The following is a 12298-nucleotide window of genomic DNA, read 5'->3' as shown; positions in this document are numbered from 1 at the left end:
GGACGGCGCGGACTCGGACAGCGCACGGGTACCGGAGCGCCGAGCGGGCGTCAGATGCCGAGCAGGCGCCAGAGCGCCGAGCGCCGCCGGGAGGAGTGCTCGCCGTCGGGGCCGTCGGCCGGCCGGAGCGCGGCGACGGCGGCGGTCGCCGCGGCCGGGTCCGCGAGCGGGCGGGCGGCGGTCAGCGCGGCGGCCTCGGCGGCCGGCAGGCCCGCCTCGGTGAGCGCGGCGGCGGCCTCGGCGGCCGGGACGGCGTTGAACCAGCGCAGTGCCAGGGCCGCGCGACCGGCCTCGGTGAGGCGGCCGGTGAGCCGGAGCCGGGCCAGGCCGCCGTCCGGGTAGACGTTGATCCGTACGTGCGTCACCGGGCGGCCGACGTCGAGCCGGAAGCGGTGCCGGGTGTCGGGCTGGAGGCGGGTGCGGGGCAGGATCTCGAACCACTCGCCGTCGGCCGGTTCCTGCCCGGTGGAGGCGTCGAAGCCGATCAGGTCGGCCCAGCCGGGGGCGTTGGCAACGAAGTGGGTGGTGTCCACCTCGGCGGCCAGGACCTCGCCGCCCCCGGCCAGGGCGATCTGTACCCAGTCGTTGGACTTGTCGCGCCGACGCCGGGTCTCCCAGCCCTCGCCCATGACGGAGGCGCGGCCGGGAGCGTTCAGGTTGTGCGGGGAGGAGAAGTAGCGGTCGGACGCCGCCTCGGCGACGCCCCCGTACTCCTGGGCGGCCAGGTCGAAGGTGAGGCCGTCCAGTTCGCGCGGGTCGGGCAGCACCTCGCCGTGCACGCGCAGCCGTGCGACGCCGCCGTCCGGGAAGATGTTGAGCCGGACGTGGGTGTAGCGGGCGTCGTCCTCGACGGCGAACTCGTGGGCGGTGTCGCCCTGGAGCGGAGTGCGCGGCACGAGCGTGGTCCACTCGGCGGTCCCCAGTTCCTCGGGCGAGGGGTGGCCGGGGACGGACGCGGCCTCGACGGAGGCGCTCTCCGGGTAGTTGCCGGTGAAGTGGGCGGTGTCGACGATGACGCCGCGGATCACGCCGCCCGCGCCGAGCCGGACGATCGTCCAGTCGTGGTCCTGGTCGGTGGGGTGCGGCTGGTCGGCCGAGACGCCGCGGCGGCGCTTGGACTCCCAGCCGTCCATGATCTGGCCCTTGTGGCCGAAGGTGTGCGGGCGGAACTCCGCCGGCCTGGCGACCAGCAGGTTCTCCGCCTCGGCGAAGGTGTCCTCGTTGGTGGCGACGACGCCCGCGCCCAGCAGCCGGGAGGCCAGGTCGACCAGCTCGGTGAAGGGAGCGCTCGGGGTGTCGGCGGTGGTCACGGGGTCTCCGTAAGGTGTTGGTCGGCCCGGGAGGGCCGGATGTGGCTGACGGGGTCTTGCCTTCTGTGGCTCCTGAGGAGTGGCCGTCCGGTTCTCCGGGGCGCCCTGACCGCTGATTGAGATCTGCGTCCTGGTCGCTGTTTACGGAGCTGACGGCGGGGTGTTCTTCGGGCCGAGGAGAGTGCTGGTTTCGGCGTGGGGAGCGTGGGATGACAGAGCGGCGGGCCCGGATCTGGGTGGGGATCGACGCGGGCAAGGGTCACCACTGGGCGGCGGCGGTCGATGAGTCGGGGTTCCAGGTCTGGTCGAAGAAGATCGACAACGATGAGGCGGCGATCCTGGAGGCCATCGCCGAGGCGCTGGCCATGGCGGACGCCGTGGAGTGGGCGGTCGACCTGTCCGGCACCGCGTCCGCGCTGCTGCTGGCCCTGCTCGCGTCGCACGGGCAGAAGCCGGTCTATGTGCCCGGCCGGACCGTGCACCGGATGGCGGGTGCCTACCGGGGCGAGGCGAAGACGGATGCCCGCGACGCGTTCGTGATCGCGGAGACCTCGCGCCTGCGCAGGGACTTCGCGGCCGTGGACGTGCCGGCCCAGCTGGTCGCGGACCTCGCGCTGCTGGTCGCCCACCGCACCGACCTGGTCGCCGACCGGGTCCGCATGGTCAACCGGCTGCGTGACGTGCTGACCGGGATCTTCCCGGCCCTGGAGCGGGCCTTCGACTGGTCCAACAACAAGGGCGCGCTGACCATGCTGACCTACCGCCAGACCGCCGCCGGGATACGCCGCGTCGGCCGCACCCGCCTGGAATCGTGGCTGCGCAAGCGCGGCGTCCGCTCGCCTGACAAGGTCACGGCCATCGCACTGGAGGCCGCCGCCGCTCAGCACACCGTGCTGCCCGGCGAGGGCGTCGCCGCGTCGATCGTCGCCGACCTCGCCGCCCAGTTGCTCGTGCTGGACGAGCGGATCAGCGGCCTTGACAAGCAGATCAAGCAGACCTTCCACGCCCACCCGCAGGCGAACATCATCGAGTCCATGCCGGGCATAGGCCCGATCCTCGGCGCCGAGTTTGTCGTCGCCGCCGGCGACCTGGCCGCCTACGCCGACGCCGGACGCCTGGCTTCCGCGGCCGGCCTCGTCCCGGTCCCGCGCGACTCCGGGCGCCGTACCGGCAACCTGCACCGGCCCAAGCGCTACAGCCGCCGCCTGCGCAGGGTGTTCTACATGTCCGCGCAGACCAGCATCATCAAGGACGGCCCCAACCGGGACTTCTACCTCAAGAAGCGCGCCGAGGGCTGCGGCCACATCCAGGCCCTGATCGCGCTCGCCCGCCGCCGGGTCAACGTGCTCTGGGCACTTCTGCGTGACGGACGGGAGTTCACCCCCGTCCAGCCGGCCACGCAGGCGGCTTGACTCGGTCATTGAAACTCCTCGGGTCGGGTCGGGCGGGTGAGCTGACGGCCGAAGGGCCCGGCAGCGGTGTCCACCACCCGGCCGCGCAGCCAGGTGGTGCGCACCGCTCCGGTCAGCGTCCGTCCGGCGTACGGGGTCACGGGGTTGCGGTGGTGCAACTCGGCAGCGCGGACGGCGAATTCACCGTCGGGGTCGAAGGCGACGAGGTCCGCGTCACGGCCCACCGCGATGGCGCCCTTGGTGCCGGTGAGGCCGACCAGCTCGGCCGGCCCGGCGGACATCCAGCGGACGACGTCGGCGAGGGTGTGGCCGCGGCGGCGGGCCTCGGTCCAGACGGCGGGCAGGCCGAGCTGGAGGGAGGCGATGCCGCCCCAGGCCGCCGCGAAGTCGCCGCTGCCGCCGTACGCGGGCAGCAGCTTGAGGTCGGGGGTGGACGGCGAGTGGTCGGAGACGACGGCGATGAACTCGCCGTTCGCCAGGGCCGCCCAGAGCGCGTCGCGGTTGGACTCGTCGCGGATCGGCGGGCAGCACTTGAAGGCGGTGTCGCCGTCCGCGACCTCCTCGGCCGCGAGGGTCAGGTAGTGCGGGCAGGTCTCCGCGGTCACCCGCACGCCGTCCTCGCGGGCCCGGCGCAGCAGCGGCAGGACGGCCGCGGAGGACACGTGCAGGATGTGGACGCGGGCGCCGGTGCGCCGGGCGGTGTCGAGCAGCCGGGCGACGGCCGCGGTCTCCGCGTCGGCGGGGCGGGAGGCGAGGAAGTCCCGGTAGTGGACACCGGGTTGCTGCGGCGCGGCGTCGAGGACGGCCGGGTCCTCGGCGTGGATGATGGCCAGCGCCCCGATCCGGGCCTGCTCGGCCAGTGCGGCCTCCAGGTCGGCCGGTCCGACGTGCGGGAACTCGTCGACGCCGGAGGGGGCGAGGAAGCTCTTGAAGCCGAACACGCCTTCGCGGTGCAGGGGTTCGAGGTCCGCGACGTTGCCGGGGATCGCGCCGCCCCAGAAGCCGAGGTCGACCCAGGCCTGGCCGTCGGCGATCTTCCGCTTGGCCGCCAGACCGTCCACGGTGGTGGTGGGCGGGACGGAGTTGAGCGGCATGTCGATGATCGTGGTGACGCCGCCGGCCGCGGCGGCCCGGGTGGCGGTGGCGAAGCCCTCCCACTCGGTCCGGCCGGGCTCGTTGACGTGCACGTGGGTGTCGACCAGGCCGGGGAGCAGGGCGGTGTCGCCGAGGTCGGTCAGCCCGCCCTCGGTGTCACGGAGGCTGCCGGCGAGGAGTGAGCCGTGCGCGGCGATCTGCTCGATCCTCCCTTCCCGGATCAGCACGTCCGCGGGGCGCTCGCCGTCGGGCAGGACCACCCGTCGGGAGCGGATCACCGCCGGCTGGCTGACAGGCATGGGGACCTCCGAAACCTGGAAGAAACCTGGAAGTTGGGGTGCTCGAACTGGAATTGGGGGTGCTCGAACGTCGAAGGAGGCGAAGGGTTGCGGGGAGCCTAGGCCCGCCTTCAACAAAACGTCAATGGAGGAAGCTACGAGGGCTCGGACGCCCGACGGGTTTCCGGTCGGCCGGTCAGCCGATGAGCAGCTCCGCGGCCAGCCGCTCCCCAGCCGTCTCGGCCAGCTCGGCGGCCCTGGTCAGGCTGTCCCCCGGCCGCTCGGCCAGGTCGGTGAGCGCGATCGCGGCGGCGAAGCCGGCCTCCCGCCACTCACTCTCGGACAGCTCCAGCCGCCCCGCCACAGCGGCCACCCGAACCCCAGCCCGGGTGGCTGCCGCGGCGACTCCGGCCGGGGCCTTGCCGTGGAGCGTCTGAGCGTCCAGGCAGCCCTCGCCGGTGACGACCAGGCGTGCCCCACGCACGGCCTCGTCGAAACCCAGCAGTTCGAGCAGCAGCTCGATGCCGGGTCGCATGGTGGCGCCGAGCAGGGCGAGGGCGGCGAAGCCCACCCCGCCCGCGGCCCCGGCGCCGGGGGCGTCGCGCACGTCACGTCCGGTGGCCTCGGCGACCTTGTCCGCGAAACGGGTCAGGCCCTCCTCCAGGACCACCAGGTCGTCGCCGTCCGCGCCCTTCTGCGGGCCGTACACGGCGGCGGCGCCGCGCGGGCCGAGCAGCGGGTTGTCCACGTCGCAGGCCACCACGACCTCGACACCGGCCAGCGCGTCGGCCAGCGGGGCGACGTCGATCTGCTCCAGCTTGCGCAGCGAGGCCCCGCCGGGCGCGAGTTCGGCGCCGTCGGCGTCGCGCAGGCCGGCGCCGAGCGCCTGGACCATGCCCGCGCCGCCGTCGGTGCAGGCGCTGCCGCCGAGGCCGAGCACGATCCGCTTGGCACCGAGCGCGACCGCCCGGGCGATCAGCTGGCCGACCCCGTACGAGCCGGCCGCGAGCGGGGCGGTCCGGCCGCCGGGCAGCCGGGCGAGTCCGGAGGACTGGGCCAGCTCGACCACGGCGGTGTCGTCCCGGACGGCGAGCGCGGCGTCCACCGGCAGGCCGGTCGGGCCGGCCACCTTGGCCGGGACGCGGGTGAAGCCGGCCGCCAGCGCGGCGGCCAGGGTGCCCTCGCCGCCGTCGGCGACGGGCAGTTCGCGCACCTCGGTGCCGGGCGCGGCGCGACGGATGCCGGCGGCGATCCGGGCGGCGGCCTCGGCTCCCTCCAGGGTGCCCTTGAACTTGTCGGGAGCTACGACCACATGGCCCCGGTGGGGGGTGGCGGGCATGGCGCGGTCCTCACTTCCGTACGGGTCTGGCGCTGGTTCGTCGAGCCCGGGCTCGGGCTGGTGGGGCGTGGGCTCGGGTCGGGTCGAGCCCGTCCCGGGCCCGTCAAGCTTGCGCCCGGTCGGGCCCGGGTGCGACCCCCTCCCGCCGCCCCCTCGTCCCGCTTCCGACGTACGAGGGGCTCCCCTCGGCGCGGAGGGGGTCGGGCGACGCGCAGCAGGCACGACCGAAGTGCCCCCGGCAGGGAGTGCGCGCCACCGCTGGGTCGGCCGGCGGCCGGGCGGATGAGCCCCGGCCCGGCTGCCGGCCGGAACCGGCCTCCTGGTGGCGCGGGCACGACCGGATGGGTACACGCCACCAGGAGGAGTCACGGGGAGGCCGCTACCCGACCTCGCGGCCCGAGAGCCGCTCGACGCCGCGCAGCAGCGCCGAGTGGTCGAGCGAGCCGTCGCCGTTGGCCCGGGCGGAGGCGACCAGCTGGGCCACCACGGCACCGACCGGCAGCGCGGCGCCCACGGCGCGGGCGGCGTCGGTGACGATGCCCATGTCCTTGTGGTGCAGGTCGATCCGGAAGCCCGGGGCGAACTCGCGGTTGATCATGTTCGCCTTCTTGCGGTTCAGCACGGTCGAGCCGGCCAGGCCGCCACCGAGTACGTCCAGCGCGGCCGGCAGGTCCACGCCGGCGTTCTCCAGGAAGACCACGGCCTCGGCCAGGGCCTGGATGTTGACGGCGACGATCAGCTGGTTGGCGGCCTTGACGGTCTGGCCGGCGCCGGACGGGCCGACGTGGATGACCGTGGTGCCCAGCACGTCAAACAGCGGCTTCGCCTCGGCGAAGTCCGGGGCCTCGCCGCCGACCATGATCGACAGGACGGCCTCGACGGCACCGGCCTCGCCGCCGGAGACCGGGGCGTCCAGGGTGCGGACGCCCTTCTCCCGGGCGGCCTTGCCGACCTTGATGGAGGTCTGCGGGGTGATAGAGGACATGTCGATCACCAGGGTGCCCGCCGCCACGTTCTCCAGGACGCCACCCTCGCCGAGGATGACCGCCTCGACGTGGGGGTCGGCCGGGACCATCGTGATGACGACGTCGGCGTCCTTCACCGCGGCGGCGATGCTGGTGGCGCCCTGACCGCCGGCCGCGACCACGGCGTCGATCGAGGCCTGGGAGAGGTCGAAACCGGTGACGTCGTGACCGGCCTTGATGAGGTTGATGGCCATGGGCTTGCCCATGATGCCGAGGCCGACGAAGGCGATCTTGCGGCTCATCGCGTCGTTCCTTTGTCCGTAGGTAGGGGGCAGGGGCTGCTGGGACTACTGGGCGGCGCGGTACTCGCGCGGCAGCCACCCGAAGCTGTCGGCGCTGACGCCGGTGGAGGGGCGGTACTCCAGGCCGATCGGGCCGGTGTAGCCGGCGGCGGTGAGCCGGGCGAACAGGTCCTCGAAGTCCAGCCCACCGGTGCCGGGTTCGTTACGGCCCGGGTTGTCGGCGATCTGCACGTGGCCGAAGCGGTCGGCGTGGGTGTCGATGACGGCCGCCAGGTCCTCGCCGTTCCTGGCCAGGTGGTAGAGGTCGCAGAGGAACTTCGCGTTGCCCAGGCCGGTGGCGGCGTTGACCTTGTCGACGACCTCGACCGCGGCGGCGGCGGACACCAGCGGGTAGTCCGGCGACTCGACGACGTTCAGGGCCTCGATCAGCAGGATCGCGCCGACCTCGTGCGCGGCCTCGGCGGCCAGCACCAGGTTCTCCAGCGCGAGTTCGTCCTGCTCGGCCGGGTCGACGCCCTCGACCCGGTTGCCGTACAGCGCGTTGAGCGCGGTGGCGCCGAGCGAGGCGGCGAGTTCGGCCGCGACCGGGACGTTGGCCCGCAAGCGCTCCTTCGCGGCCGGCACCGAGACGGTACCGCGGGCACCGGCGCTCAGGTCGTCCAGGAAGTTGAGGCCGGTGAGCCGCACACCCGCGTCGGTGAAGGCCTTGCGGAGCGCGTCCAGCCGGGCCGCGGACGGGGCGGGCTCCTCTCCGAAGGGCCACCACAGCTCCGCGGCGGTGAAGCCCGCGGCGGCGGCTGCGGCGGGGCGCTCCAGCAGCGGCAGTTCGCCGAACAGGATCGACAGGTTGACCGTGAAGCTGTGCCGGGATGCGGCCGTCACGTCCATCACCTCTCACTCTCTTCCGATCCGCAACTTCCACAATACGGAAGAAGGATTCTGCTTGATGGAAGCTTCTCCGGCCCGCTGAACCACTGTCAAGGCTGTCGCAACATTTTGTTGAAGTGGCTCACCGGCTGCCCCGCGCCGGGCCAGCGACTGTTCGATCGACCAGCCCCTGCCTCGCCCGACCCCCGCTCGCTACAGTGAGCAGGTGCGATTGATGGTGGAATTCACGACAGAGCCGTTCGAACTGGACTCGTTCCCGGAGCACGCGGCGACCGCCCGCAAGGTGGTCGACGAGGCCGGCCTGGCCGTCTCGGTCGGCCCGTTCGGGACCGGCGCCGAGGGCGACGCCGAGCAGGTCCTCAGCGCGGTGACCAAGCTGCTCCGGGAGACCCTGGACGCCGGCGCGACCCGGATCTCGGTCCAGGTCAGCGTGCTGGGCGAGGAGGGCGGCACGCGGTGACCGAGCACGTGGAACACCCGCTCGCCGCGGCGATAAAGCCGCTGCTGGACGCGGTCGGCGCGACGCCCGTCCCACTGGACGAGGCGCGCACCGAGGACGTCGTCCTGGAGTGGGAGGGCGCCCCGGCGCTCGCCGTCCGGCTGCCACACCTGAGCAGCGCACTGGACCGGCTGCTGGCCGAGATGACCCGCCAGTTCGACGGCCGCCCGCTGGCCGAGCTGGACCGCCTGGAGAAGCAGCGGGTCGTCGCCATCCTGGAGGAGCGCGGCGCCTTCACCGTCCGCCACGGAGTCGAGACGGTCGCCTCGGCACTCGGCGTCAGCCGCTTCACGGTGTACAACTACCTGAACCGGCAGGACGGTTCGACGTCCCCCTGAGGGCCTTCCGAACGGGTGAACCCGCCGGTGCGGCCAGCCTGGTCCGACCGCCGGCGGGGCACACTCGGCGAATCGCACACGAAACGGCCCGGCAATGAAGGTCGGTGCAAAACGTAACCACCAACCGTTCAACAAAGTGTTGACGACCGGGTGGGGTGGATCTAGCTTGTGCGGGTGGCACCACTCTTCAGGAGGTCCACCCGTGACCAATCATCCCCGCGCCCTTGACGCCCTGGCGGCGGCCGACGCCGCCGAGCTGGAGGCGATCCTGCTGGAGATCTGCTCCAGCCCCCGCTGGGCCGCCGCCGTCGCGAAGGCCAGACCCTGGCCCGACCGGAGCGCCCTGCTCGCCGCCAACGCGGCGGCGATGGAGTCGTTGACGGTCGGCGACCTGCACGACGCGATGGCCGGCCACGCCCGGATCGGCGAGCCCAAGGCGGGCGACGCCACCTCCGAGCGCGAGCAGGCCGGCGTCCAAGGCGTGGACCAAGCGCTCCTCGACGAACTGCACCGGGCCAACGCCGCCTACGAGGCCAAGTTCGGCCACGTGTTCCTGATCTGCGCGACCGGCCGCACCGCGGCCACCATGCTCGCCGCCCTGCGCGAGCGCTACCCCAACGACCCCGCCGCCGAGGCGGAGATCGTCCGGGGCGAGCTGCGAAAGATCAACGACATCCGCATCAACCGGCTGCTCGACAAATCCTGACGTATCGTCAAATCCATCTCTCGCCCTCGGCGGGAACGAGCTGACGTAGCCTCACCTCTGCCATCAGTAAGGTCACTTCACCCATGACTGGCATCTCCACCCACGTGCTCGACACCAGCCTCGGCCGCCCGGCCGAAGGTGTCCCGGTCGAGCTCGCACTGCACACCGAGAGTGGCTGGCAGGTGCTCGGCACCTCCGCCACGGACTCCGACGGCCGGGTCAAGGACCTGCCGGCCGTGGAGGCGGGCTCGGTCGTCCGGCTGCTCTTCGACACCGGCGCGTACCACGCGCTCGCGTCCGAGGAGGCGCCGTTCTTCCCCGAGGTCTCGATCGTCTTCACGGTCGCGCCCGCGCAGCACCACTACCACGTGCCGCTGCTGCTGAACCCGTTCGGATACTCGGTCTACCGCGGAAGCTAGTAGACCGACCTGGAAGCTTAGGAGCCATGTCATGGCCCACGTGCTCGGTCAGAACCAGTACGGCAAGGCGGAGAACCGCATCGTACGCGTCTACCGCGACTCCACCCGGCACGAGATCAAGGACCTGAACGTCTCGGTCTCCCTCCAGGGCGAGTTCGAGGACGTCCACCTCACCGGGTCCAACGCCAACTGCCTCCCCACCGACACCACCAAGAACACCGTGTACGCCTTCGCCAAGGAGTACGGGATCGAGTCGGCCGAGGCCTTCGGCATCGTCCTGGCACGCCACTTCGTCGACGACACCGAGCGCGGCGTCGTCCACAGCGCCCGCATCCGGATCGAGGAGTACGCCTGGGACCGGATCAAGACCCCGGACAACTCGGCCCGCTTCATCGGCTCCGAGGAGGTCGGCCACTCCTTCGTCCGCAACGGCCAGGAGATCCGCACCACCGAGGTCGTCTACGACGGCGAGTCCGTCCAGGTCATCTCCGGCCTCAAGGACCTCGTCGTCATGAACTCCACCAACTCGGAGTTCTGGGGCTACATCAAGGACAGGTACACCACCCTTCAGGAAGCCTACGACCGCATCCTCGCCACCCAGGTGACGGCCCGCTGGAAGTACGGCTACAGCGGCCGCGACGGCGAGGCGCAGCCCAACTGGAACCGCTCGTACACCCACGTGAAGCGGCACCTGCTGGAGGCCTTCGCCGAGACCTACTCCTACTCGCTGCAGCAGACCCTGCACGCGATGGGCACCCGCGTCCTCAACAACCGCGCCGAGGTGGACGAGGTCCGCCTGGAGCTGCCCAACAAGCACCACTTCCTCGTCGACCTGGAGCCGTTCGGCCTCGAGAACGACAACGAGGTCTACTACGCCGCGGACCGCATGTACGGCCTCATCGAGGGCACCGTGCACCGCGAGGGCGTCGTCCCGGTCATCCCGGTCGTCTGACCCGCCCCATGGACACCGCCCGGCATCGCCGCAACCTCCCGCTCCCTGTGGCCGGTTGGGGCTACCTCCCGGCCGCCAGGCCGCGGGAGCACCGGGCCGGCAGCACCACCGGAAGTACCCGCACCACCTGTTTCTCCACCCCTACCCACCGGAGTTCGTGCCCGCCTCGCGGCGGCCGGCCCGGGGCACCGGAGAGGCCGGCCGAGGGACCCTTGCACCGCCGTCCCGTCCTCGGCCAGGGAAGTACCGGGCAGTCTCCAGCGCCGCGGGCGCGCCGGGAGCCACGGGCACAAGAGGGGCTCGACATGGCACCCAGCAACACCAGCACCACCGACGGCGGTTCCACCCCCGCAAGATCTTCCGGTCCGGACGACACGTCAACGAGCCTCCCCGGCAAGGTGTCCGGACCGGAAACCCACCCCGTGGACGAGTTGCTGTCCCCGGTGAAGCTCGTCTCCACCGGACTCCAGCACGTCGCCGCGATGTACGCGGGAGTCGTCGCACCCCCGCTCATCGTGGGCGCCGCCGTCGGGCTCCCCCCCGGCGAACTCGCCCTCCTCATCTCGGCCAGCCTGTTCACCGCCGGGCTGGCCACCCTGCTCCAGACCCTCGGGATCTGGAGGATCGGCGCACGGCTGCCGTTCGTCAACGGCGTCTCGTTCGCTGGCGTCGCGCCCATGATCGCCATCGCGAAGGAACAGGGACCGAAGAACGCCCTCCCGGTGATCTTCGGCGCGGTGATCGTCGCGGGGGTCCTGTGCCTCCTCGCGGCCCCGTACTTCTGCAGGCTCATCAGGTTCTTCCCGCCGGTCGTCCAGGGCACCGTGATCACCCTCATCGGGTTGTCCCTGCTGCCGGTGGCGGTGAACTGGGCGCGCGGCGGCTCGCCGTCCGCTCCCGGTTACGGCTCCATGCGGGCCATCGGCCTCGCCGCGATCACCCTCGTCGCGGTGGTGCTCTGCAACCGCCTGCTGCGCGGCTTCTGGCAGCAGCTCTCGCTGCTCGTCGGCCTGGCGTTCGGGACCCTGATCGCCTTCCCGCTCGGCCTGGGCGACTTCGGCGCGGTCAAGGACGCGAAGATCTTCGCGCTCCCCTCCCCGTTCCACTTCGGCGCGCCGATGTTCGACGCTGCCGCGATCATCTCGCTCTGCATCGTCATGCTGGTCTCGATGACCGAGTCCACCGCCGACATGCTCGCCCTCGGCAGGATCGTCGAGCGCGAGGCCGACGAGGCCACGCTCGCCGCCGGCCTACGGGCCGACGGCCTGGCCACCGCGCTCGGCCCGGTCTTCAACGGCTTCGCCGCCAGCGCCTTCGCCCAGAACATCGGGCTGGTGGCGCTGACGAGGATCCGCAGCCGCTTCGTGGTCGCGGCCGGCGGAGGCATCCTGATCCTGCTCGGGCTCTTCCCCGTGCTCGGGTCGGTCGTCTCCGTGGTGCCGCAGCCCGTCCTGGGCGGCGCCGGGATCGTGCTCTTCGGCACCGTCGCGGCGAGCGGCATCCGCACCCTCGCGGAGGCCGGTATGGAGTCCGGATCCAACACCATCCTGGTGTCGGTGTCGCTCGGCGTCGGCATCGTCCCGATCGCGGTGCCGACCTTCTACGACGCCTTCCCGGAGGCCGTCCGCACCCTGATGCACTCCGGGATCTCGGCCGGCTCCGTGACGGCCGTCCTGCTCAACCTGCTCTTCCACCACGTCGGAGCCGCCCGCCGGTCGTCGAACGGCGAGGCTCCCGGCCCGACGGTGCCGACGGTGACACCGTCCTGACCGGCCAGGGACGGGCGCACGCCGCT

At 72.4% G+C, this 12298-nt stretch carries 12 protein-coding genes; 7 read left to right on the top strand and 5 right to left on the bottom strand.

Translation table 11 applies throughout. The annotated features are described in order from the left end of the window. Positions 1-50: 50 nt before the first annotated feature. Positions 51-1310 (bottom strand): allantoicase, encoded by a 1260-nt coding sequence (gene alc / locus F7Q99_RS23495; RefSeq protein ID WP_326847023.1) that lies wholly within the window; start codon positions 1308-1310, stop codon positions 51-53. A 209-nt stretch (positions 1311-1519) separates the two neighbouring features. On the opposite strand from alc, the gene F7Q99_RS23490 reads away from it, so the two are divergent. Continuing rightward, entirely contained in the window at positions 1520-2722 is a 1203-nt protein-coding gene (locus F7Q99_RS23490) for an IS110 family RNA-guided transposase (protein ID WP_153462424.1), read from the top strand. A gap of 5 nt (positions 2723-2727) precedes the next feature. Here F7Q99_RS23490 and allB read toward each other — a convergent pair whose 3' ends face one another. The 4 genes from allB to F7Q99_RS23470 form a co-directional block, all read right to left on the bottom strand. Beyond that, entirely contained in the window at positions 2728-4116 is a 1389-nt protein-coding gene (gene allB, locus F7Q99_RS23485; protein ID WP_153464510.1) for an allantoinase AllB, read from the bottom strand. Positions 4117-4291: 175 nt separating this feature from the next. After that, positions 4292-5434: a glycerate kinase gene (locus F7Q99_RS23480; protein ID WP_153464508.1), complete on the bottom strand. Its 1143-nt coding sequence runs from the start codon at positions 5432-5434 to the stop codon at positions 4292-4294. 379 nt (positions 5435-5813) lie between these two features. Beyond that, the gene (locus tag F7Q99_RS23475; protein WP_153464506.1) at positions 5814-6701 is read right to left on the bottom strand and encodes a 2-hydroxy-3-oxopropionate reductase; all 888 of its coding nucleotides are present in this window, start codon (positions 6699-6701) and stop codon (positions 5814-5816) included. Between the two features lie 45 nt (positions 6702-6746). Next, the gene (locus F7Q99_RS23470) at positions 6747-7589 is read right to left on the bottom strand and encodes a hydroxypyruvate isomerase family protein (RefSeq protein WP_153466543.1); all 843 of its coding nucleotides are present in this window, start codon (positions 7587-7589) and stop codon (positions 6747-6749) included. 214 nt (positions 7590-7803) lie between these two features. Between F7Q99_RS23470 and F7Q99_RS23465 the strand changes: the two genes are divergently transcribed. From F7Q99_RS23465 to F7Q99_RS23440, 6 genes are all read left to right on the top strand, one after another. After that, the gene (locus F7Q99_RS23465; RefSeq protein WP_153464504.1) at positions 7804-8049 is read left to right on the top strand and encodes a thiamine-binding protein; all 246 of its coding nucleotides are present in this window, start codon (positions 7804-7806) and stop codon (positions 8047-8049) included. After that, positions 8046-8426: a helix-turn-helix domain-containing protein gene (locus F7Q99_RS23460; RefSeq protein ID WP_326847022.1), complete on the top strand. Its 381-nt coding sequence runs from the start codon at positions 8046-8048 to the stop codon at positions 8424-8426. Before F7Q99_RS23465 ends, F7Q99_RS23460 begins: the two co-directional genes overlap by 4 nt. 202 nt (positions 8427-8628) lie before the next feature. Further along, positions 8629-9132 carry a 2-oxo-4-hydroxy-4-carboxy-5-ureidoimidazoline decarboxylase gene (gene uraD / locus F7Q99_RS23455; RefSeq protein WP_326847021.1) on the top strand — a complete coding sequence of 168 codons (504 nt, stop codon included), beginning with the start codon at positions 8629-8631 and terminating at the stop codon, positions 9130-9132. An 83-nt stretch (positions 9133-9215) separates the two neighbouring features. Beyond that, complete coding sequence (uraH, locus tag F7Q99_RS23450; RefSeq protein ID WP_153464500.1) at positions 9216-9551, top strand: hydroxyisourate hydrolase; 336 nt, start codon at positions 9216-9218, stop codon at positions 9549-9551. Between the two features lie 31 nt (positions 9552-9582). Beyond that, positions 9583-10503 carry a factor-independent urate hydroxylase gene (gene pucL / locus F7Q99_RS23445; protein WP_153464497.1) on the top strand — a complete coding sequence of 307 codons (921 nt, stop codon included), beginning with the start codon at positions 9583-9585 and terminating at the stop codon, positions 10501-10503. Between the two features lie 305 nt (positions 10504-10808). Then, the gene (locus tag F7Q99_RS23440; protein ID WP_153464495.1) at positions 10809-12272 is read left to right on the top strand and encodes a nucleobase:cation symporter-2 family protein; all 1464 of its coding nucleotides are present in this window, start codon (positions 10809-10811) and stop codon (positions 12270-12272) included. The last annotated feature ends 26 nt before the right edge of the window (positions 12273-12298 follow it).

This window comes from Streptomyces kaniharaensis, from assembly GCF_009569385.1.
In the GTDB taxonomy this organism is placed as follows: Bacteria; Actinomycetota; Actinomycetes; order Streptomycetales; family Streptomycetaceae; genus Kitasatospora; species Kitasatospora kaniharaensis.
Note: the sequence above shows the minus strand (reverse complement) of the source record. Positions and strands in the feature narration are given on the sequence as shown.